The organism is Synergistaceae bacterium (assembly GCA_012521675.1).
Lineage (GTDB): Bacteria > Synergistota > Synergistia > Synergistales > Aminobacteriaceae > JAAYLU01.
Genome location: JAAYLU010000022.1, coordinates 15,305 through 37,277 on the forward strand (window position 1 = coordinate 15,305; position 21,973 = coordinate 37,277).

Here is a 21,973-nt window from a genome sequence, read left to right on the forward strand (position 1 = left end):
TAGTTTACGAAGTGCCAACTAGGTTCTACCGATGCGCCTTTTCGCCTCTTCCCAGAGTCCGTCCAACGCACCGAGCGAGAAACTGTCCCAGGGACGGCCTGTCTCCCGGACCATCGACTCTACTATCCTGAACCGCTCGGTGAATTTCTTGTTCGCCTTTCCAAGGGCCGAATCGGGGTTTACGTCGAGATGCCTAGCGAGGTTTACCGCCGCAAAAATGAGGTCTCCGATCTCCTCTTCAAGCAGATCGATGTCTCCCTCCCCGACGGCGTCTCTCACCTCCGACAGCTCCTCCTCGATCTTGTCGTATATTGGATCGAGGTCGCCTTTTTCCCAGTCGAAGCCGACATGAGCGGCCTTCGACTGTATGCGTGCCGCTTTGGCCAGAGGGGGAAGTCCCTCCGGGACGCCTGCCAGCAGGGATGTGTCCTTTTTCTTGCCCTTCTTCTCCAGGCCCTTGATCTCCTCCCATTTCCGGAGGACCTGGCCGCTTGTCTCCGCCGACCAGTCGGAGAAGACGTGAGGGTGGCGCCTGGTCATCTTGTCCACCAGCCCCTGTATTACATCACCGATTGAGAAGGTCCCCTCCTCCTCGCCTATTCTGGCGAGGAAGACCACCTGGAGCAGGAGGTCGCCCGCCTCCTCCACTATGTCCGGTGTCTCGCCGGTCGAGATGGCATCCACCAGCTCGTACGCCTCCTCGACTATGTAAGTCCTTAGGCTCTCCATAGTCTGTTCCCTGTCCCAGGGGCAGCCGTCCTCCGCGCGCAGGCGCGCCATTACCTCGACCAGCCCCCCGAAAGCCTCCTGGTATCCTTTTTCAGCCATATTCTACAGCACCCGCTTTAAATGTCTAATCCCCGAGAGAAGGTCCTTGAGCCCCGTTCCACCTCCCGGACCCGTGAGAGCTCTGTTTCTCGGAATCCACCGCTTGGAGGTCGCCAGGTGGTCGAACAGGGGGCCCCCTCCCGCGATCGTCGTGTCCATTCTCGTGCACGCTACGGACAAGATACCATATAAACCGCCCTTTGAACGGAGAAAAGATACGGAAAACAAGTTTTCGAGGCTCTCCGGCAGATCCCCGAACCTGTCCCTGGACTCCTTCGCCATGTCGTCGAGCTCCGCCACGCTGGAGACTCGAAGAAGCCTCCTGTACAGGGCTATCCTGACGCTCTCCTGCGGTATGTAGAAGGAGGGCACGAAGCAGGGAATCTCCACAGAGACGGAGGCGTTGGACGGTGCCTTTCCCTGGAGCTTGCCGATCTCCTCCTCCAGCAGTGAATAGTAGAGGATCGAGTCCGTTTTTCGCGCGCCTTTTCCGTGCTGAGTCGTCCCGATGAGCTCCCCTCCGCCCCTGATGCGCAGATCCTGCATCGCGAGGTTATACCCGGCTCCCTCATTGTCAAGCGACGTTATGGCGTCAAGTCTGTCCAGCGTCTCCCGGGTCAGTGGTTTTTCCGGCGGATAGAGGAAGTAGGCGAACGCGGCCTCGTCCCTCCTGCCGACACGGCCCCTGAGCTGGTACATCTGGGCCAGTCCAAGCTCGTGACAGTCCTCGATTATGATCGTGTTCGCGTTCGGAATGTCCAGACCGCTCTCGATTATCGTGGTGCACAGGAGGATCTTCACATGGCCGCTGAAGAAGTGCGTCATGGTCTCCTCCAGGTCCTGTTCCCTCATCCTTCCGTGAGCCATGGCAATGACTACGTCCGGGAAGAGCCGCCTGAGGGTGGCGAGCTTTTTCTCCATGCCCGAGATGCGGTTTGCCACGTAGAAGACCTGCCCTCCCCTCTCGATCTCCGACGAGATGGCCTTCCTGACGAGCGATTCGCTCCAGGGCGCGGCCGAGGTCATCACGGGAATCCTGTCTCCCGGGGCCTCGTTGATCACCGAGAAGTTTCTCAGGCCTTTAAGCGACAGGGCGAGGGTGCGCGGTATGGGAGTGGCGGAGAGCATGAGTACGTCTATGTCCTCCTTCGCCTGCTTTATCCTCTCCTTGGACATGACTCCGAACCTGTGCTCCTCGTCGACTATCAGGAGGCCGAGGTCCTTGAAGATCACGTCGTCCTTCAGCATTCTTATTGTGCCGATAAGTATGTCTATCGCGCCTGTGGAGAGCTTGCGTATCACCTCGTTCTGCTCCTTTTTGGTCAGGAAGCGGGACAGGATGCCGACCGTGACGGGGAAGCCGGTCAGCCTGGCCGTGAAGGTGAGGTAGTGCTGCTGAGCCAGGATCGTCGTGGGCACGAGAAAGGCGGTCTGCTTGCCCGCCTGCGCCGCGCGGAAGGCCGCCCTGAGGGCCACTTCGGTCTTTCCGTAGCCGACGTCGCCCACCAGCAGCCGGTCCATGGGATATGGCCGCTCCATGTCGTCCAGGATCTCGGTTATGGCGGTCAGCTGGTCCTTCGTCTCCGGGTGGGGGAAGGACTCCTCGAATTGGTCGAACAGGTCGTCCCTGCCGGGGAACGCGAAGCCCTCCACCAGCTCGCGTTTCGCGTAAAGTTCCAGCAGAGAACGCACCTCCTGCTCCACCCTCTCCCTGGTCTTCTGTACGCTCTTCTTCCATCTCGTGCCCTTAAGGGAGTCAAGCCTGACCTCGCCGTCCATCTGCTCCGCAAGCGGCGTGATCTTGTGCATGAGGAGCGCGGGCAGGAAGAGACGCTTGTTGTCCGCGAACTCCAGGATCAGGCTGTCCACGGACTCGCCGGAGATCTTGACCTCCTCGGCGCCCCTGAAGACGCAGAGACCGTATTCCTCGTGCATCAGCAGGCGGCCGTCGGCGAGCTGGTCGCTCCATTCCTGCGGCGGGACGAAGTGTACGGCGGAGGATCGACGCCGCGTGACGCCCGAGAGTTCGACGTCGGACAGGTTGATCACCCTCATCACAGGGTCCGCGAAGCCCTTTGACAGTGAGCCGGGGATGACCTGGACGTCCTCCTCGAAGATTGAAGCGAGGCGGGGATTCTCAGTAAAAAGCCTGATGTGGTAGCCGTCGTTTTTCCATGTCTCGCACATCCACCTGAAACGATCCAGGTTGCCCTTGAAGAGGGGGACCTCCTCGATGGCCAGTTTTTCCCTCGCCATGGCGGCAGCATCGGTGATGCGCAGCATCAAGCCGGACGCCAGCCTGAACATGAGATCCTGCCAGGAGATGAGCGGGGGACCCCCGTGAACGGAGGCAAGCTCCTTCCATATCATCTCGTACTTCATGGCTCCCGACTCTATCCTGACCGGGTCGAAGAGGAGAAAGAGAGTGTCGTCGCCAAAATAGTCCGCTATCGCTGTCTCGCGGACAGTAGATGTGGAGTGGATGCTGAGCTCGTCCAGCACTCCCACACTCTTCTGAGTTCTCGGGGAGAAGCTTCTTATGCTCTCCAGCGTGTCGTCGAAGAACTCAAGCCTCACCGGGTGGGCGTACGAAGGATCGAAGATGTCCAGTATGCATCCGCGAAGGACGAACTGTCCCGGCGCCCAGACTAGGTCAGAGCGGACGTAACCAGCGTGGACAAGCCAGTCCAGAAAGGAGCTGCGCCTGTACTCTCGGCCTGTCATCAGGAGTATCTCCCCCGTCCCCCTGGACACGGGAGACAGGAGTCCCCGTCCGGTGGTAACGAGAATTCCTCCGTCCTCCCTCCAGCGCAGGATGGTCTCTCCTCGTTGAAGGGCAAGGGCTTTGTTTTCGATTCCTTGATTCGTCAGGGGGGTCTCCACGAGCAGTGTGGCGGGCGCCTCGGGGAAAAGAGAGTTCCAGTCGTCGAAGAAGGTGGACGACTGTTTTGAGTCCGGGAAGACGGCAACAGCAGGCGCTCGCGGCGCCCTGCAGATCCAGCACCGGGCCGCGCCGTCGAGCGAGAGGTGAATCGGGGCACCCTGCCGCCACAGGGCGCTCCCGATGTCCCATACCGTGTTATGTCTTCTGTCTGAGGAAATGTTCATCCTGATAAAGGCTCCCGCGGTATCACGCGACGGGCCGTGTGGAGTTTTATTCGCATCACCGTATTTTTTCAACGGGAAGCGTTCACCAGGTTCATCGTCCTGTCCGTTCCGTCATTTATCCAACTCTCCACGGCCTCGGCGGCCCTGTCAAGAAGCGATGGGAGCGTTTTTCGCTCCTCTTCGTTGAAGCCGCCCAGTACCCATGAGACCATGCCCTGCCTGTCGGGGGCGGCGCCTATGCCGATTCTCAGGCGCGGAATTTTAGCGGTTCCGGCTCTGCCGATGACGGAAAGCATGCCCTTGTGTCCGCCTGCTCCGCCCTTGGCCCTCATTCTGAGTCTGCCGAACGGAAGGTCGACGTCGTCGTATATGACGAGCACGTTCTCCCAGGGCACGTCGAGATATTCGGCGGCCTCCACGACCGACCTGCCGCTGAGGTTCATGTATGTCAGCGGTTTCAGCAGGAAGACCTTCTCCCCCTCGTGAAAAAAGGACCATGACATGGAGGAGAACTGCATTCTGGGGACGCCGCAGGAGAGGCGGTTTTGAATGTGGTCTATGACCAGCCACCCCGCATTATGGCGCGAGAATACATACTCGGGGCCAGGGTTGCCCAGGCCGGCGACTATCTTCAATAGGGGCTATTCCTCTTCCTCGTCCTTCGCCTTGCCCTTTGCGACTACTTCCACTTCTCTCTCTTCCTCGTCCTCGGCGATTGCCTCCTCCTCGGCCTCCTCGTCGGTCACGCCGCGTGGCACCATTACCGCCACGACCATCTCGTCTTCATCCACAAGAAGCGAAGCGTCCGAAGGTAGGTCTAGGTCTCGCACGAACAGCTGGTCGCCGAGCCCGAGATCGGATACGTCCACTGTGATCATGTCGGGAATTCTGCCCGGAAGGACCTCCATTGAGATCTCGCGCAGGATGTGGTCGATGAGGCCTCCCTGCTTTGCGCCCTCGCATGTCTCGCGTCCGACGATCTGAACGGGCACGTTGACGTTGATCTTGCGACCTTTGACCAGCTGCATGAAGTCGATGTGCAGAAGAGAGTCGTCGAGGAAGTTCTTTTGAACCTCGCGCATCAGGCACATCTCCTGCTTGCCGTCGGGCAGCGTTGCGTTGAGGGTGACGGTCTCCCAGCCGCCTGCCTTTATCAACTTCGCGACATCCTCGGTTTTGACCTTGGCGGGAATGGAGTCCTTGTACTCCGGGCCGTAGAAGACGCAGGGGGTGTATCCTGCCGGGCGGAGCTTCTTGCAGGCGATTTTTCCCGATTCCTTGCGCTCTTCCAGTGTTATGCTGATAGCATTCGACATTCTAAAACATCCTCCTTGAAAATCGATTCCTACAGGGAATCGGAGATCTACGCGTCAATCACTTTCAATCGAACTTCAATCGAACAGGCTGCTCACCGAACGGTCGTTGTGAATCCTCAGGATGACCTCGGCGAAAAGAGGGGCGATCGACAGCTGAACGATTTTAGCCGATTTCTTGCTCTCAGGCAACGGGATCGTGTCCGTCAGGACGACCTCGTCTATCTCGGAGTACTCCAGCCTCTCCAGGGCCGGCCCGGAGAGCACTCCGTGGGTCGCGCAGGCGTAGACCTTGACCGCGCCTCTCTCCTTGAGAAGGGCGGCGGCGTTGCAGATCGTCCCCGCCGTATCGATTATATCGTCCACCAGTATGGCCGTCTTTCCGTCGACGTCCCCGATGACGTCCATGACTTCGCAGAGGTTGGCCACCTCGTGAGATCTTCTTTTGTCGACAACCGCGAGGTCCGTCTTCAGCATTCCGGCGAACTTCCTGGCGCGGACAACTCCGCCCACGTCCGGTGCCACGACCACGGGCGTAGCAATAACGGACCTGGATAGGATCTCTTTGAAATACCTCGCCAGGAGGGCAATTCCGGTAAGGTTGTCAACCGGGATGTCGAAAAAACCCTGCAGCTGGCCTGCGTGCAGGTCGGCGGAGATCACCCTGGTCGCCCCGGCCTCCGTCAGCAGGTTTGCGATCAGCTTGGCCGAGATCGGGTCCCTGGGCTTTGTCTTCCTGTCCTGGCGGGCGTAGCCGAAGTAGGGGATGACGACGTTTATCCTGAACGAGGACGCCCGCCTCAGCGCGTCTATCATTATCAGGAGCTCGACCAGGTTTTCGTTGACGGGATTGCACGTGGGCTGGACGACGAACACATCGGCGCCGCGCACGCTCTCCTCTATGGAGAGCCCTATCTCTCCGTCGGAGAAACGGTAGTGCTTCGCCTTGGACTGCTCTATTCCCAGCTCGCTGCAGATTCTTTTTGCAAAGGCGGGGTGGGCGGTTCCGGAAAAGACTGTCAACTCATGCCCGAAAGACCTCATTGAACCTGACGCCTCCTTCAGAAATTAATCCTTCTTGGTCGACCGTTTCGCCCAGCCTTCGATGTTTCTCTGCCTTGCTCTGCCGACCGCCAGCGCGCCTTCCGGCACGTCGCTCGTGATGACTGAGCCGGCCGCTGTGTATCCGTCGTCGCCTATCACGACTGGCGCTACGATAATGCTGTCGCTGCCGATAAAGCAACGGTCGCCTATCGTGGTGGGGTTCTTTTTTACGCCGTCGTAGTTGCACGTTATCGTCCCCGCGCCGATGTTACTCTCCTCTCCTATTGTGGCGTCGCCTACGTATGCGAGGTGGGGGACCTTGCTTCTTCTCCCTACGACGCTCTTTTTGACCTCCACGAACTTTCCTCCTTGAGACTCCTCGCTGAAGACGGCACCGTCCCTCACCACGATGAAGGGGCCTATCCTGGCGCCGCTCTTGAAAAGGCTGTCCGTGAGAACCGAATGGCTCAGGACGTCCACTCCATCCTCGAGGATCGAATTCTTCAGTATTGAAAAGCTGCCTATGCCGCAGCCCGCACCGATTTTCGTCTTCCCCCAAAGCTGTACGGCAGGGTCGATCCGGGCATCCTCCTCTATGACGACCTCCGGCCCTATCCATACGGAATCGGGGTCCTGCATTCTGACGCCGCCTGCAAGGTGCCGATCGATAATCCTGCGCCGAAGGGCGCTGGCCGCATCAGCGAGCTGCCTGGGATTGTTTATCCCGGCGAACTCCTTTTCGTCGGGCGCGAGTGACGCGTGAACTCTCCCGCCCGCCCGGGCGATCATCGGCACGATATCGGGAAGATAAAACTCCTTTTGGGCATTCTCGTTGTCAAGTCTGGATATCTGGGGCGATAGTGAAGAAGTCTTGAAGATGTAGATCCCGCTGTTGACCTCCGTCAGGGCTTTTTGCGCCTCGGTCGCGTCCTTCTCCTCGACTATGACGATCGTCTTGCCCGATCGCACCACCCTGCCGTACCCGAACGGGTCGGAGGCCTCGAAGCTGATGAATGTGCAGTCCGCCCCGGAGGACAGGTGGTCCGCGACAAGTCTTGAAATCGACGAGGCTGTTACCAGTGGAACGTCCCCGGGAGTCACCAGGAGGTGGTCCAGTCCGCTCCACCACTCTTCGGCAATCTGCACCGCGTGTCCCGTGCCGAGCTGTTCGTGCTGCCATACGGGAAGTGTGCCGGGCCAGTCAGAGGACAGGTACTCCTGGACAAGCTCTCCTTTGTAGCCGATCACCGCGGCCATGGAGTTGATCCTTCCCTTTGAGGCGTCCGCGCACTTTCCAAGCGAATCCAAGATGTAAAAAAGCACAGGCTGATCGAGGACAGGAAGCAGCACTTTGGGAAGGGCACTCTTCATCCTAGTTCCCTTCCCGGCGGCGAGAACAAGCGCTCCAACTGCGCCTCTTGAAGCAGGCAAAACCATCATCACCTTTGCTCTGTTTTATCGAACATAAAAAAAGGGGGGTTTCCCTCAGCCCCCTCAGTTGTTTATCCATGGCTGGGGTGGCTGGAATCGAACCAGCGATCGCGGAGCCAAAGTCCGCTGCCTTGCCGCTTGGCTACACCCCATCCTCAACAACCTCACTATACTAGCATTCATTGATGCCATGTCAAGGATTTGAATATTGAGGCATTTCAGCGAAGCGATTACGAAGCTCGCTCCTTTTATGGTATGATGCGCTCAAATGATTGCCATGATCGTCTTCGCATTTTTTCTATATTTTCCCTACGCGTGGTGTCGGCTGAGGGGCGAATCGCCGTCACGCTACGGTCTGCTTTGGAGTCTGTCCAGCGACGCGGCGCGGGATGTCCTCCTCGTCTCGGTTGTCGTCCTGGTGCCGCTGACTTTTGTCTCCACAGTCTTCTTCCCCCGTTACATGCACCCGCAGGGGATGGTGTTTGTCCTCAAGGGGGTTCTGTCGGGGCTCGCGGCGGCTGTGGCCGAGGAGACTTTTTTCAGGGGATGGCTGCAGACCCTTCTGTCGGAGAGAATGCCCGCGTTGAAGAGCATTCTGCTGGCCTCGGCCCTGTTCGGCCTGGCGCACGTCTTCAGGGGCCCGGTGGCGATGCTAGCCTTTTTTCCCGGCATCCTCATGGGAGTACTGCGCCACAGGCACAGCTCGGTCCTGCCGGCAATACTTTTTCACTGGTTCGGTAATATTTGGTCCATCTGGTTCTACCCGCAGTTTTAAGAAAAAACCGAGGGGGGAAGAAATTATGAGCTTCGCCAGGCCCGGAATAACTCGGGGTATTTTCATAATCACGGTCGCCCTGTCGTTCATCTCTTTTGCGTTCAGGGCTGATGCCTTCATCTTCAGGGTGGAGATCCCCCTGGAAATCGACAAAGAGGCCTCCGCCCTGCTGCCCGGCGGGGAGAGGGTCTCCCTGGGAATGGTGCGAGCCCTCCCCTCCACCACGAGATGGCCGGGCTACACTGCGTCGAAATGGGCGCCCCCCGGTAGCGTCGCAGCCTCCGCGGTCAACGCGATCCATCTGACCCTCTCGGTGGAGGACGGCAGGGGGCGCACCCTGAGCATACTGCCGCTGCACACCGTAGCCCCGGCCGCCGGGGAACGGTCATATATCTCGCTGGACTCCGTCGCCGGGACGGGGCTGTTCGGCGGATGGGCGCCCCCGGTGGGGACGCCGGTGTTCGTTCGCGGCAGGGACGGAGCGATGACGCCGCTGGAGGTCCGCGGGCTGCCCAAGGAGGGAGAGATTCTTGTCATCGATGTAATGGAGGACGACAGGCCGTACATCATCGATATAGAGAACCGTCCGGGAGGAAGGGTGGTCGGCTATTACGGCTCCGGCCCCAGGCTTCTGGCTCGCGTCGTCCGGCCGCTGAGGGGAGTCGGGCGCTTCGGCGGGACGGAGTTCCAAGGGATCGGCAGGATAAGGGCGAATCACTCCGGCGTGATAGACGTGAGCACTGCGGGAAGAGGAGTCGTCGGGGGCTTCCAGATCCTCCCGTTCGAGCACGCCAAATCCAAGGAGATGGCGTCCGCCTGGCAGCTGACCCAGTGGCTGATCGTCGCCTCTCCGACGGACTCGCCCCTGCCGGGCGCGGCCCCTCTCTTCTCTTCGAACCTTGTGCCCGGGAGCCAGCTGGAGGACGAATTGTGGGACCTCTGGTCGACCTACGGGCGCAAGCCGCTTGTCCTCTGCCGCAGGGAGGGAGGCCAGTGGGAGAGGCTGCCCGAGTCATCGGGCAGGAACGATTTCGCGCTGGGAGACCTCACTCATATCAGGTTCTACTCCCCGTTCACGGAGGAGCCCCAGGAGGGCTTCGCGGATTAAGGGAGGCAAACGGCTCGGGGAGAGGTCAGCTTCTCATGCTCCCTGGCTTGGTCATTCGCAATCAGCCACCGCCCTTTCAACGACCTCTCTCAGCTCGGGGTGATCCATCGCCATGCAGACGTTGGCGTGCAGCCATCCCTGTTGTGTGCCGCAGTCAAAACGTCTTCCCTTGTAAACAACTCCCCACACGGGCTCGGTGCCTATGAGGCCCTTGATGCCGTCAGTGAGCTGTATCTCCCCTCCTGCGCCCGTCCCGAGGTTTGAGAGGACGGGAAAGATAGACGGGGAGAGTACGTATCGCCCCATGATCGCAAGCCTGCTGGGGGCATTCTCGGGCCCCGGCTTCTCCACCATGTTCCTCACCGAGAAGACGCCGTCCCCGACCTCCTCGGCCTCGACCACGCCGTACCTGGATGTGTCCTCCCAAGATACCTCCTCCAGTGCGATCACGGAGCCGCCTCTCTCCTCGTGGACGGCTATAAGCTGTGCCAGCACGGACGGTGAGGCGACCATCACGTCGTCGGGAAGAATGACGCCGAAGTGCTCGGAGCGACAGACCGGCTCGCCGCACAGCACCGCGTGCCCAAGGCCGAGCGGGCGATGCTGGCGCATGTAGATGAAGTCCGCCATGTTCGATAGGGAGATGACTTCATGGTAGAGATCGTCCCTGTTTCGGGATTTCAGAAGCTCCTCCAGCTCGAAGGAGCGGTCGAAGTGGTCCTCGATCGCCTTTTTCGACCGGCCCGTTATCATCACCATCTCCCGGCAGCCCGCCTCTAGAGCCTCGTCGACCCCGTATTCGATTATTGGACGGTCGACGAGAGGGAGCATCTCCTTAGCGATCTCCTTCGTCGCCGGAAGGAACCTGGTTCCCATCCCGGCCACGGGGAAAAGGCATTTTGTAATGCAAGAGGGCATAAGGTCACTCTCCGATCATACTGTCTTGCAGTGTGATAGCACGGCGTTCACAAGTCTCGAGGATACGGACTCCATAGCGCTTCCGTCCCTCGCCTCTACCAGGATGCGGAGCAACGGCTCAGTACCCGAAGGGCGGATGAAGACGCGCCCCTTCCCCTGCAGAAGGGCCTCCGCTTCTTCTGTGATCGCCGCGATGAAGTCCTTGCAGAATCTCATCTCGGGGGACACTTCGACGTTCCGCAGAAGCTGCGGATAGGGTGAAAAACGCTCTGCAAGGCTGTTTATATCCTCGCCCAGCTCGTGGCACGCTTTCATGAAGAGAAGCCCGGTGCACAGGCCGTCTCCCGTGTTCACCAGGGGAGACAGGATGATATGGCCCGATTGCTCTCCTCCGAGGAAGGCGCCCTCGCTGTTCATCGTGTCCATCACGTAGCGATCTCCGACGGGACACCTGAAGACTTTTATGCCGTCGCGCTCCAGGTGCTCCTCGAGGGCCAGGTTGCTCATCACTGTGGCCACGACGCCGCTGCCGAGCCGCTCCTCGCGGGATAGCCAGCGGGCGAGGACCCATAGGATTATGTCGCCGTCCAGCACCTTGCCGTTGCCGTCGACCAGAAGAGCCCGGTCCGCGTCCCCATCATAGGCTATGCCTATGGGGAAGCCGCCCTCCCTGACCGAATAGGCCAGGTTGGTCATGTTCATGACCCCGACTCCCTCGTTGATGTTCAGGCCGTTCGGCTGATTGCCGATCATGCACCAGTTCTTTCCCAGCCTGCCGAAGACCTTGGAGGCCGCGTCGATCGCGGCACCGTGCGCGCAGTCCACCACGCCGCAAGGAGGGAAGAAGGATTCGTCACCCCAGTAGGACGCTATTCTCTCGGCATATTCGTCCACGAGGTGCGGGGCGGTCCTTATGTCGCCGATGGAGGCACCGGTCGGCCTCCATTCGTCGGTCAGGTTGTCGCCCATATACTCCTCTATCGCCTCCTCCGCCTCGTCGGTAAGTTTTCTTCCGCGCGAGTCCAGAAATTTTATTCCGTTGTACTCGGCCGGGTTGTGCGATGCGCTGATGACAGCGCCCCCGCTGAGCGACATCCTTTGAACGGCAAAGCTAACACCGGGCGTCGGGATGACGCCCAACAGGTAGATCTCGGCCCCGGCGGACATCATGCCCGCGGAAAGGGCCGATTCCAACATGCGGCCGGATCGCCTGGTGTCCCTTCCGATTGCGATCTTCGGGCGCGGATATCCTCTTTCGGTCAGATATAGAATGTACGACCGTCCCAGCCGCAGGGCCATTTCCGGCGTCATGGCGCCTCTGTTGGCGACATCACGGACACCGTCGGTCCCAAACAGGCAGCGATTGTTACATTTCTCGGTCTTCATGCAATCTCACCTTCCGACAGGTTCGCTATCCCGTCGCTCGACCAGGTTGAAGGAGGGCCGGTGGCAGCTCCGACGTCAGTCCGAGGAGCATGGCGACTGCCAAGTCGTGCGAGCGGGCATTTGCGTGATCAGTTTACGGCGGCCGTCACTGAGACGCTGGAAGGTTCTATCTTGACGACCTTCAGTTTGCCGTCTGTTTTATTCTGTATTTGCACGGGCACGGTAAGACGTCTCGATACGATGTTCGTCACGTTCACAAATGGGCGAATCAGCATTTCTTCTTCGTCAAGCGCATTCACCTCCGACGGCGCTCCCTCGATGACGACGTTCACCGAGTCCGGCTCCACCGTCCATCCAGGGTAGACGCTGCGTCCGTCAACGTCCACCTTCAGCCTGGAGAGAAGCTTGGTGACCGTGAAGGGAGTCAGGAGAATCTCCACTCTGACCGAAGATGCTCCGACCAGTTTGACCATCGGATCCTCCGGTTGTCTTAAGGGGATGACCATGTTCTGCTCCTTGGAGATGTCGGTCAGATCTATGGTCTCCGTGTCGATTTTAGATAAGGCCTCCAGTTTTTCAAGGGGTCCTTCGATCGTCGCCACGGCTGGCTCCACTATAACGGCCTTGAGCTTGAAATCCGTCGCCGGGTCGCCCATTATCCTTGCGTTCACAGAGACTGTCTTCTTCGGCACTCCTCTTGCGAGGATAGCCCTGAGCTTGACCGACTTGGGCTCGACCGTTACCAGGTCTTTAAACTCCTCCGCCTTGACTATCTCCACGGGAAGGATGATCTCTCCCCCGGCCTCGAGCTGGTCCAGCGTGGGAACTATCCTGACCGCGTCTATCTTCGCCAGGTCTTTCTCATTCCCCTTTATGCTGACGTTTTTCGGGATGATCTCTACCTTGTCGAGAAACAGATCTGGAGGCAATCCCTTGTCCACGTTGATCTCCACGGGAATCAGTCGGTCGATCAGACGGATTAGCTCCACATCCACATGGGTCGGCCTTATGTCCATGACCTTCACATCCTTGGGCACGATGGAGCGGACCGGGATCCTGTACTTTCCCTCCCCCAAGCCCCGCAGGTCGACCTCGCAGGCCACTCCCTCGTTGGGCAGAGTGGGGAGCAGGCTGCGCGCGCCCGATACGACTATCTCGGCCTCCTTCACGTCGGTCTTCACCGTCACCTGGGGAGGGGCGTTCAGGTACTCGAGCGGAACGACCAGAGTTCTTTCTCCCTCGGTCGTGCCGCTGCCCGTGACGTAGGACCATAGGGCCACAGCGACGGCAACGGCGAGGACCTTCAAGAACAGGGGGGAGGAGAGGGCCGAGTCTATCTTTCCGGAACCGGTCATTGCAGCTGGATACCTTCCTTCTCCAGGCCCTCTTCTCGAGGGCGGCGAGTGATTCGGAGCACGGTGGATTCGTGTCCCGGTCGCGGACGGGTCGTCCTTCCGGCGAGGCGTTGAGTCGACCGCGAGGCTGGTTTCTTATCCCGGCTCACGACCAAAGCGCCTTTATGTCCTCCTGGAGGCGCTCTGAAAAGGGCTTCCGTTCGCTGTCCTCGCCTGAAAAATAGTGGTTCAATAGTTTGTGAACCTGGGTCTCCTTCAGGTTCCTGGAGAGGCGACCGTTGACGGCGAGCGAGATTTCGCCCCGTTCCTCCGAGACGACGAGGGCGATGGCATCCGATACCTCCGTAACTCCGATAGCGGCTCGGTGCCTGGTTCCGATCCACCTGGAGAGGTCGGGGTTCTCGGTCAGGGGCAGGTAGCAGCTCGCGGCGATGATCCTCTCCCTGTTGATTATAACCGCTCCGTCGTGCAGAGGCGTACCATCCCAGAAGAGGGTTATCAGCAGCTCCTGGGAAATTTCGGAGTCCATTTTTATCGCAGTCCTCCAGAAGTCCTTGAGGCCGGTGTTGCGCTCGAGGACTACGATGGCTCCTATCTTTTGCCCCTTCAGGTAGCCGATGGCCCTTGAGACCTCCTGGCTCAAGGCCTCGGCCTTCTCCACCGCCTTTCGCCTTCTCCAGAGTCCGCCACCCCGTCCTATCTCCTCCAGAGCCTTGCGCAGCTCCGGCTGGAAGACTATGGGAACGGCGATGAGCAGCACGCCGAGCGTCTGGCCGAGGAACCACGAGAGAGTTCTTAGGTCCAGTATTCTCGCTGCCGCGGCCACCACCCCCAACGTCAGCAGTCCCTTGATCAGCTGTATGGCCCGGGTGCCGACTATAAGCAGCAGCAGCCTGTGGAATATGACGGCGATGACTATGATATCCAAAAAATCCTGCCATCTCAAAGAATCGAGCATTCAAGCCCCTCCAGGGCGTCAAGATATGACCTTGCCCCCCGTCGCGCCGGGCAAGAACTCGCCATACTATACCACGTCGAAGAGGACAAAAGGCGACGTGGAAAGGGCCAGCATGGCACCGTAGTCCGGGAAGAAATGCATGACGTCGCCAAGTTTCACCCGGGGATGAACGTCCTCGACGTCCACTATCATGTGGTCGCTCGATCCTCCGAGTATCCTGGCCCCGCTCGCCTCCGGCTCAAGCCCGTCTATGAGCACATCCTGTCGTCCGACGGCCAGTATCGCCCTGAGTCTCTCGCCCCTGTCGTCGAAGACAGGCTCTTTGCCGAATGCGTTCAGCCCCAAGGGTCCGACCGGCACGGAGGGCTTTCTGTAGACCTCTATTACCTCCGCTTCAAGCCTCATCGTATGCTGATTAAGCCACGGGACGGCCCTGTCCCCCGTCACGTCCACTCCGAGGAGTATCCCCTCGCCGACTCGAAGGTTGTTTATGCCTTTCGGCACGGCACCCTGTTCGACCAGCTTGAGCGACGAGGTTGAGCCGCCCGAACAGACCTCCAACGGATACCCTAGCGAGCTTTCAAGCTTGGTGCCGAGGGATGCAAGCAGCTCCAGCTTCTCCGGAGCGGGAAGGGCGCCGCCGAAACAGCCGAAGTTCGAGCCTACGCCGGCGCACCGGACCCGTTCCGTCCGCTTCAGATGGTCCACCATTTCCTCGACGTTCTCCATCCAGATACCTTCCCGCAGGTCTCCGAGGTCGATCATGACAATCACTTCGTGCGTGCAGTCGGCGATGGAGCACTCTTTGTCGATGAGGGAGACGGTCTCGGGCATGGATACCAGCGTCCGGTCGGCCGTTTTCACGACTCTTGGAAGCTCGCTCGGCATCGGTATCCTCAGCAGGAGGAGCGGGATTCCAAGGTCGAGGGTGCGGATGAACTCGAGGTCGGACATCCTACTGTCGCCTATCTCCGCGCAACCTGCCTCGGCCATGGCGCGGACTATCATCTCCCTGCCGCTTACCCCCTTCGTGACGCCGGTGACGGATATTCCCGCGGCGGCGCACCGGTCAACGACCCGGGCGGCGTTCTGATATATCATTTCTTTCGATACTACGAGTTTTGGGTATACCGTGGTCAAATTCAACCTCCCCTGAGTTTGCGCAGAATGGCAAGATTTCTTGCGTGTCCGTCCGATTCGATCGGGGTCTCGAGGATGCAGGGCGTGTTTACCCAAAGAGAGTCGTTGAGTATGAACGCGAACGGATCGTACCCCAGCTCCCCCTCTCCGATGTGCGCGTGCCTGTCCAGTCCTCTTCCAAGGTCGTGAAAGCTGTCGTTGAGATGCCAGCAGCCCACCCGGTCGAGCCCCAGAAGGGAGTCGACCTGATCGACGAGGCGTTGGTAGGCGGCCTTGGTCCTTAACTCGTAGCCCGCTGCGAACAGGTGGCAAGTGTCCATGCAGATCCCTACACGGGGCGTCCAGTCAATCCTCTCCATGATGAAGGCGAACTGTTTCAGATCCCTGCCGAGCAGGTCTCCCTGCCCCGCCATGGTCTCCAGCAGTATGCGCACCCTTTTGTGCTCGGTCCTCCGAATTATCTGGCCAAGCCGTTCGGCGACCAGCTCAAGGGCGGATTCCGGATCCCTTCCCCTGGAGCTGCCGGGGTGAAGGACCAGGTCGTCTATCCCCAGAAGCTCGCAGCGCTCAATCTCGTCCTCCAGGGCCGTCATGCTTTTGGGACCGGTCGCGTCCACGGCCGCCAGGTTTATAAGATAGGAGGCGTGAACGACCACCTTTTGGATGGAGCTCTCGGCCCACGCCCGGTAGAAGCGCTCGCCCCTGGATTGCGACAGGGGGGCGCTCCTCCACTGCAGCTGGTTTTTTGTGAATATCTGAATGGCCTCGCATCCAAGCGCCTCTCCTCGTTCTATGCCTTTTTCCAGCCCACCCGCGATAGATACGTGGGCACCGATAATTGCCATGGTAGATCTTCCTTCCTCATTGGATCATCTGTCTTGCCCTCTCCAGTATTCGGGCGGTCACTCCCCAGACGACCGCACCGTCCGGAAGGTCATACTCCGGAAATGTGACGTTTTTCAAGCCCCGTGCCTCGCCGAATTCGGAGTGAGGTGGAAGGGGCACAGTCCTCCTCCTGGGATGAAGGGGAAAGTCCAGTATCTTCACGGCGTAGGCCCCTGTTATCTCACCCTCGGCCAGGAGCAGGTCCCGCTCCGGGTGAATGCCGGAGACCAGGCCAAGCACGGGGATTATCTCGACCCCGGTGACGACCGTGTACTCAGCGGGCAGGTAAGAAAGGGGCTCGACTCCCTCCGGTGGAATACCCGCCTCCTCTTGCGCCTCGCGAAGAGCCGTATGAAGAGGCGAGATATCGCACGGCTCCTTCATACCTCCCGGGAAACATATCTCTCCTCCGTGGCGCGAAAGGGAGGAGGATCGCCTCAGCAGCAGGGTGAACAGCTGGTCGGCTACCGGGAAGAGGGGCACGAGCACGGCGCTTTGAAACACGTCGCCGGGCGGTATGTCGCTCCAAGGATGAAAAACGCCGTCGCGGGCCAGTCTGTCGATGATGCCGGGGCCACCTGCCGTCATACGGCTCTCCTCTCGATCAACGGGCTACACCGATAGCCTCACGTCGCCGTGGTAGAGCAAACCTCTGTGGCCGTCAAGAGTAACGACCATGCCATCGGAGAGGATGTTCAGGGCGTCTTCCGCCCCTACTATCGAGGGTATGCCCAGTTCAAGCCCGATCACAGCGGCATGGGATGAAAGACCGCCCTGCTCGGCCACTATGGCCGACGCCATGCGAATCGCCGGCAGGTAGTCGTCATCCGTGGCAGCGACGACGAGGACCGATCCCTCGGTCATCTTCAGGCGGGCCTCCTCGGCGGTTCGAGCCGTGCACACTGGCCCTCTGGCCTCTCTTTTGAGGAGGGTCTGTCCCTTCAGAAGGATCTTGCCCGCTATGTAGACCTGCACCAAATTCGTCGTCCCGGTGATGCCCAGCGGAACTCCGGCCGTGACCACGAGCAGGTCTCCCTCCTTGACTTCTCCGTTCTCCAGGCACGATGCCACCACCGAGTCCACGGCGGTGTTCTGGTCGGTCATCTCCTCCTTCATCAGGGGGACGACACCCCAGTAGAGGGCCAGCTCGCGCCATGTCCGTTTCTTCGGAGTCGCCCCGAGGATGGAGCAGGGGGGGCGGTATCTGCTTACCATCTGCGCGGTGCTTCCGCTCCTGGTCATGGAGATTATCGCGGAGGCCTTCATCTGTCGGGCGATGAGCACGGCGGCCCCGCTCACGGCATCAGGAACCCCCGTTGTGGACGATGTCATGTCGAAAGGACGCTGCCACAGCTCTATCTCTTTTTCCGTCCTGGATACGATCCGCCTCATAGTCTCCACCGACTGCAGGGGGTAGGCGCCCCTGGCGGTCTCGCCGGACAGCATCACCGCGTCAGCACCGTCCAGGACGGCGTTCGCCACGTCGCTCGCCTCGGCCCTCGTCGGCCGAGGGTTGCGTATCATCGAGTCAAGCATCTGGGTGGCGACGATGACCGCCTTTCCCTTCGCCCGGCAGACGTCGATTATCCTCTTCTGCTGCAGGGGGACCTCCTCGGCCTGTATCTCGACGCCAAGATCGCCGCGGGCGATCATCATGCCGTCGACGACCTCGGCGATCTCCTCTATGTTCTGGACCGCGTGGCGCGTCTCGATCTTCGCGATGACCTTCATGGCGCCGCCGAAGCCCTCCATCGCGCGACGGACCTCCATGATGTCGCGGCTGTTCTTCACGAACGACACCGCGATGTAGTCCATCTGGTTTTTAACTCCCCACTCTATATCCTTGACGTCCTTGTCGGACAGTGCCGGGAGGGAGAGCTCCGCCCCGGGGATGTTTACCCCCTTCGCGTCGCCCAGCAGACCTCCGACGATAACCCTGCAGAGGACGTCGCCGTTGAGGATCTGCTCAACCTTCAGGTGCAGGGAGCCGTCATCGATGAATATCTCCTGCCCGACGGACAGTTCGTCCGCCAGCTTGGGATAGTTGACGCGGACCATCGAGATGTTGCCCAGTATCTCTTTGTCCGTGAGCGTCAGCTTGCTTCCCGACTCCAGGGCGATCGTTCCGCCCTCCACCTTCCCCGTCCTGATCTCGGGCCCCTTAGTGTCCAGCAGGGTCGGAATCGGGATGTTCAGCTCTTTTTCCACGCCCCTGACATGGCCCAGCATGCGCAGGTGATCCTCGTAGTCTCCGTGGCTGAAGTTCAGCCTGGCGACGTTCATGCCGGCACTTGCCATGGCAAGCAGGGTCTTGTAGCTGGAGCAGGCCGGGCCGATGGTGCAGACGATCTTAACCTTTGTCAAGGGAACGACACTCCTTCGCGGGCTTATATTGACGGTCCTATCAGATGACATCGAACATCGTCCTCGGTATGACCTCCGAAATCGCGGAGGCGATGTCCTTCCCGGGATCGACCTTGATTCCCTGGAGCAGGACCTCGGTCCTCTCCCCCTCGCCGCAGAACTCCAAAATCACGGGAGATTTGCCCGGACAGGACTTCAGCGACCTCACCAGGTCCTTGAACGACACTCTCTTCAGCCGATCGGCCGCGATGGAGACTCGGACGAAGGGGTTCGGGAGCTCCGAGTCCTCCAGCACGGGGACGACCTGGTTCGCTATGATCTTCGATCCGTCTCGGTCCTCCGGGAACCCGGTTATCAGGCAGACGTCGCCCGGAGAGACGGTTCCCCCGACGTGCTCCCAAACCTTCGGGAAGCAAAGGAACTGAAGGCGGGAGTCCGAGTCTTCCAGCTCTATTACGGCCATGGGATCCCCTCTCCTGGTGTAACGCTCGTTTATCGAGAGGACCATGCCACCCAGCTGCAGGGGGATTCTCTTGCCCCTCCAGTCCGTCGCGTCCGACAGGGAGCAGTTTGTCAGAGGGCGTATCCTGTTTTCGTGCAGCTCGAACGGATGGCCGGAGATGTAGAGGCCGACCGCCTCCTTCTCCTTCTCCAATCGCTCGATGCCGGGGAAATCGGGCGTGTCGGGCAGCTCGGGGCCGTTCTTGTCCTCATCGGCGAGCCCTTCGAAGAGGGTGCCCTGGTTCGCATCGGCCGCCCTCCTTTGGGCCGCGGGCACGAGGTCGGGCAGGGCCCCGAAGAGTTTTTGCCTGTTGGGCTCGATGCTATCGAACGCGCCCGACAGGATCAGGTTCTCCACGACCCCTCTGTTGACCACGCGAAGGTTGACCCGGAGCAGGAAGTCCCACAGGGAGGTGAAGGGCCCCCCGGTCTCCCTCTCCTCGACAATGGCATCCACCGCAGCGTGTCCCGCCTTAGCGACCGCGCCGAGGCCGAACCTCACGACATCTCCGACAGGGGTGAAGCTGGCCATCGAGCTGTTCACATCGGGGGGCAGGACGTCGATCCCGGAGTTGCGCACCTCCCTCACGTAGGAGGCCATGACCTCCTTCTTCGCGTCGATCTGACCCGAGAGGTAGGCGGCCATGAACTCGGGGCGGTAGTTGGCCTTGAGCCACGCTGTCTGGTAGGAGATGAGCGCGTAGGCGGCGCTGTGGGACTTGTTGAAGCCGTAGCCAGCGAACTCCGAGATTATATCGAATATCTCCCCGGCCTTATGCTCGTCTATGCCCCTCTCCTTGCAGCCATCGGTGAACTTGGCGCGCTGCTGCTCCATGACGTCCGCCTTTTTTTTGCCCATCGCGCGCCTGAGGAGGTCGGCCTCGCCGAGCGAGTAGCCAGCCAGGACGGCGGCACACTGCATGACCTGCTCCTGGTAGAGGACTACGCCGTAGGTCTCGCGCAGTACGTCCTCGAGGAGGGGGTGGAGGTATTTCACCCTGGAGCGTCCGTGCTTGCACTCGACGTACTGATCGACCATGCCGCTGCCCAACGGTCCTGGGCGGTACATGGCAAGAGCGGCTATCAGGTCCTCGAAGCAGTCGATCTCTAGCTTTCTGAGAAGGCGTCTCATCCCCGGCGATTCAAGCTGGAACACGCCTAGAGTGTCCGCCTTCTGTAAAATCTCGTAGGTTTTCTTGTCGTCCAGAGGGATGGCCTCGAGGTCCGGGACGGGCTTTCCGAGAAGGGCTATGTTCGACAGGGCCTCCTCGATGATGGACAGGGTGCGCAGCCCGAGGAAGTCCATCTTCACCAGTCCCAGCTTCTCCAGCGGCTCCATGGGATACTGGGTGACCACCTGGTTCTCCCCTATGCGGCGCACCGGGACCATGTCCGTGATGGGCATGGGGGTTATCACCACTCCGGCCGCGTGCTGAGAGCAGTGGCGGGCCAGGCCCTCTATGTTCGAGGCTATGTCCAGCACCCTGGCGACCATCTTGTCGCTGCTTTTCATCTCGGCCAGCTCCGGGGTCTGCTCCACGACCTTGGGGATGGGGAGGTCGCCCATGACTGGAAGCAGGCGGGTGATTGCGTTGACGTCGGGTATCGGCATGCCCAGCACCCTGCCGACGTCCTTCACCGCCGCCCTGCTCTTCAGGCGGCCGAGGGTACCTATCTGCGAGACCTTGTCGTTGCCGTACTTCTCGGCGATATAGCGCAGAAGTTCGTCCCTGCCCTTGTCCGAGAGGTCAGTGTCTATATCGGGCATGCTGATCCTCTCCGGGTTCAGGAATCGCTCGAACAGCAGATTGTACTTTATCGGGTCCAGCCCGGTGATCTTGAGGCTCCAAGCGACCACGGAACCGGCGGCGGAGCCCCTCCCCGGACCGACCGGGATCTCCATTTCCCTGGCCGCTTTGATAATGCCCGCCACTATGAGGAAGTAGCCGGCGAAGCCCATCGAATTGATGATACCGATCTCGAGGTCGAGGCGCTCCTGGTACTCCTCCGGTACGGCGCCTCCCAGCCTCTCCTTCAGACCCTCGGCCGCAGCCCTGGTCAGGCTCGACTCGGGCGTCTCCCCCTCCGGTACGTCCGGCCGGGGGAGGAGATAATCCCGGTTGTCCACGGGGATCTTTACGTTGCATCGCTCGGCGATGGCGACGGTATTGTCCAATGCCTCGGGCAGCTCCGTACCGAAGATGGAGTCCATCTCCTCCGGCGACCTGAAGTAGAAGTCGTTGCACGAGAAGGCCATTCTGTTCTTGTCGTCGAGCGAGCTCTTCGTCTGGACGCAGAGAAGCACGTCGTGCCAGTCGTAGTCATCTTTTTCGAGGTAGTGGGCGTCGTTTGTCGCCACCAGGGGGAAGCCGTGAGCCCTCGACATGGCGACGAGCGCGCGGTTCACCCTGCTCTGCTCGGGGATGGAGTTGTGCATGATCTCAAGGAAGAAGTTGTCCTCGCCCATTATGTCCCTGTATAGGAAAGCTCGCTCAAGCGCCTCCTTCTCCCGTCCCTCCAGCAGGAGGGCGGGGATCTCGCCGGCCAGGCAGGCGGAGGAGGCTATGAGCCCCTTCTTGAATCTTTCCAGCAGTCCGTGGTCGATCCTGGGCTTGCTGTAGAAGCCGTCGGTATAGGCTATCGAACATAGTTTGACGAGGTTGTGATAACCCTCCTCGTTCTCGGCGAGCAAGAGCAGATGGTGGGTCCTCCCCCGCCTGTCCCTTGACATGTGACCGTCCGCCGCCACGTAGACCTCGCATCCGATTATCGGCTTTACGCCGGCCGCGAGGCAGCTCTCGTAAAAATCGACCACCCCGTACATGGCGCCGTGATCCGTCATGGCGACGGCGGGCATTC

General features: G+C 60.1%; 17 protein-coding genes and 1 tRNA gene. 2 read left to right on the forward strand and 16 right to left on the reverse strand.

Annotated features, from left to right (window positions below; all coding sequences use genetic code 11):
- Positions 1-18 precede the first annotated feature (18 nt).
- From mazG to GX181_02435, 7 genes are all read right to left on the reverse strand, one after another.
- The gene (gene mazG, locus GX181_02405; GenBank protein NLM70800.1) at positions 19-828 is read right to left on the reverse strand and encodes a nucleoside triphosphate pyrophosphohydrolase; all 810 of its coding nucleotides are present in this window, start codon (positions 826-828) and stop codon (positions 19-21) included.
- A gap of 3 nt (positions 829-831) precedes the next feature.
- Positions 832-3,936, reverse strand: coding sequence for a DEAD/DEAH box helicase (locus GX181_02410; GenBank protein NLM70801.1), 3,105 nt, complete (start codon positions 3,934-3,936; stop codon positions 832-834).
- A 68-nt stretch (positions 3,937-4,004) separates the two neighbouring features.
- Entirely contained in the window at positions 4,005-4,565 is a 561-nt protein-coding gene (locus tag GX181_02415) for an aminoacyl-tRNA hydrolase (GenBank protein ID NLM70802.1), read from the reverse strand.
- A 12-nt stretch (positions 4,566-4,577) separates the two neighbouring features.
- On the reverse strand, positions 4,578-5,252 hold the full coding sequence (locus GX181_02420; protein NLM70803.1) for a 50S ribosomal protein L25: 675 nt from the start codon (positions 5,250-5,252) through the stop codon (positions 4,578-4,580).
- Between the two features lie 75 nt (positions 5,253-5,327).
- Complete coding sequence (locus GX181_02425) at positions 5,328-6,293, reverse strand: ribose-phosphate pyrophosphokinase (protein ID NLM70804.1); 966 nt, start codon at positions 6,291-6,293, stop codon at positions 5,328-5,330.
- 24 nt (positions 6,294-6,317) lie between these two features.
- Positions 6,318-7,730, reverse strand: coding sequence for a bifunctional UDP-N-acetylglucosamine diphosphorylase/glucosamine-1-phosphate N-acetyltransferase GlmU (gene glmU, locus GX181_02430; GenBank protein NLM70805.1), 1,413 nt, complete (start codon positions 7,728-7,730; stop codon positions 6,318-6,320).
- Between the two features lie 72 nt (positions 7,731-7,802).
- Positions 7,803-7,876, reverse strand: a tRNA-Gln gene (locus GX181_02435).
- A gap of 116 nt (positions 7,877-7,992) precedes the next feature.
- On the opposite strand from GX181_02435, the gene GX181_02440 reads away from it, so the two are divergent.
- Positions 7,993-8,499, forward strand: a complete 507-nt coding sequence (locus tag GX181_02440) for a CPBP family intramembrane metalloprotease (GenBank protein NLM70806.1) — start codon at positions 7,993-7,995, stop codon at positions 8,497-8,499.
- A 25-nt stretch (positions 8,500-8,524) separates the two neighbouring features.
- The gene (locus tag GX181_02445) at positions 8,525-9,607 is read left to right on the forward strand and encodes a hypothetical protein (GenBank protein NLM70807.1); all 1,083 of its coding nucleotides are present in this window, start codon (positions 8,525-8,527) and stop codon (positions 9,605-9,607) included.
- Positions 9,608-9,658: 51 nt separating this feature from the next.
- Here the strand turns inward: GX181_02445 and galU are convergent, their stop codons facing one another.
- From galU to dnaE, 9 genes are all read right to left on the reverse strand, one after another.
- Complete coding sequence (gene galU, locus GX181_02450; GenBank protein NLM70808.1) at positions 9,659-10,525, reverse strand: UTP--glucose-1-phosphate uridylyltransferase GalU; 867 nt, start codon at positions 10,523-10,525, stop codon at positions 9,659-9,661.
- 15 nt (positions 10,526-10,540) lie between these two features.
- Positions 10,541-11,911 (reverse strand): phosphoglucosamine mutase, encoded by a 1,371-nt coding sequence (glmM, locus tag GX181_02455; protein ID NLM70809.1) that lies wholly within the window; start codon positions 11,909-11,911, stop codon positions 10,541-10,543.
- A gap of 128 nt (positions 11,912-12,039) precedes the next feature.
- Positions 12,040-13,266, reverse strand: coding sequence for a hypothetical protein (locus GX181_02460; protein NLM70810.1), 1,227 nt, complete (start codon positions 13,264-13,266; stop codon positions 12,040-12,042).
- 145 nt (positions 13,267-13,411) lie between these two features.
- Complete coding sequence (locus GX181_02465) at positions 13,412-14,224, reverse strand: TIGR00159 family protein (GenBank protein NLM70811.1); 813 nt, start codon at positions 14,222-14,224, stop codon at positions 13,412-13,414.
- Between the two features lie 66 nt (positions 14,225-14,290).
- A complete protein-coding gene (locus GX181_02470) occupies positions 14,291-15,325 on the reverse strand; it encodes an alanine/ornithine racemase family PLP-dependent enzyme (protein NLM70812.1) in 1,035 nt (344 codons plus the stop codon).
- Between the two features lie 41 nt (positions 15,326-15,366).
- A complete protein-coding gene (locus tag GX181_02475) occupies positions 15,367-16,209 on the reverse strand; it encodes a deoxyribonuclease IV (GenBank protein ID NLM70813.1) in 843 nt (280 codons plus the stop codon).
- Between the two features lie 16 nt (positions 16,210-16,225).
- Positions 16,226-16,837: a CoA pyrophosphatase gene (locus GX181_02480; protein ID NLM70814.1), complete on the reverse strand. Its 612-nt coding sequence runs from the start codon at positions 16,835-16,837 to the stop codon at positions 16,226-16,228.
- A 24-nt stretch (positions 16,838-16,861) separates the two neighbouring features.
- Positions 16,862-18,613: a pyruvate kinase gene (pyk, locus tag GX181_02485; GenBank protein ID NLM70815.1), complete on the reverse strand. Its 1,752-nt coding sequence runs from the start codon at positions 18,611-18,613 to the stop codon at positions 16,862-16,864.
- A gap of 40 nt (positions 18,614-18,653) precedes the next feature.
- The coding region (gene dnaE / locus GX181_02490) for a DNA polymerase III subunit alpha (GenBank protein ID NLM70816.1) at positions 18,654-21,973 on the reverse strand (3,320 nt) is incomplete at its 5' end.

What these genes read in the sequence shown, in the direction of transcription:
- mazG (NLM70800.1), bottom strand. Translation starts at nt 828, where the DNA reads ATGGCTGAAAAAGGATACCAGGAGGCTTTCGGGGGGCTGGTCGAGGTA.
- GX181_02410 (NLM70801.1), bottom strand. Translation starts at nt 3,936, where the DNA reads ATGAACATTTCCTCAGACAGAAGACATAACACGGTATGGGACATCGGG.
- GX181_02420 (NLM70803.1), bottom strand. Translation starts at nt 5,252, where the DNA reads ATGTCGAATGCTATCAGCATAACACTGGAAGAGCGCAAGGAATCGGGA.
- GX181_02425 (NLM70804.1), bottom strand. Translation starts at nt 6,293, where the DNA reads ATGAGGTCTTTCGGGCATGAGTTGACAGTCTTTTCCGGAACCGCCCAC.
- glmU (NLM70805.1), bottom strand. Translation starts at nt 7,730, where the DNA reads ATGGTTTTGCCTGCTTCAAGAGGCGCAGTTGGAGCGCTTGTTCTCGCC.
- GX181_02440 (NLM70806.1), top strand. Translation starts at nt 7,993, where the DNA reads ATGATTGCCATGATCGTCTTCGCATTTTTTCTATATTTTCCCTACGCG.
- GX181_02445 (NLM70807.1), top strand. Translation starts at nt 8,525, where the DNA reads ATGAGCTTCGCCAGGCCCGGAATAACTCGGGGTATTTTCATAATCACG.
- galU (NLM70808.1), bottom strand. Translation starts at nt 10,525, where the DNA reads ATGCCCTCTTGCATTACAAAATGCCTTTTCCCCGTGGCCGGGATGGGA.
- glmM (NLM70809.1), bottom strand. Translation starts at nt 11,911, where the DNA reads ATGAAGACCGAGAAATGTAACAATCGCTGCCTGTTTGGGACCGACGGT.
- GX181_02460 (NLM70810.1), bottom strand. Translation starts at nt 13,266, where the DNA reads ATGACCGGTTCCGGAAAGATAGACTCGGCCCTCTCCTCCCCCCTGTTC.
- GX181_02465 (NLM70811.1), bottom strand. Translation starts at nt 14,224, where the DNA reads ATGCTCGATTCTTTGAGATGGCAGGATTTTTTGGATATCATAGTCATC.
- GX181_02470 (NLM70812.1), bottom strand. Translation starts at nt 15,325, where the DNA reads ATGATATATCAGAACGCCGCCCGGGTCGTTGACCGGTGCGCCGCCGCG.
- GX181_02475 (NLM70813.1), bottom strand. Translation starts at nt 16,209, where the DNA reads ATGGCAATTATCGGTGCCCACGTATCTATCGCGGGTGGGCTGGAAAAA.
- GX181_02480 (NLM70814.1), bottom strand. Translation starts at nt 16,837, where the DNA reads ATGACGGCAGGTGGCCCCGGCATCATCGACAGACTGGCCCGCGACGGC.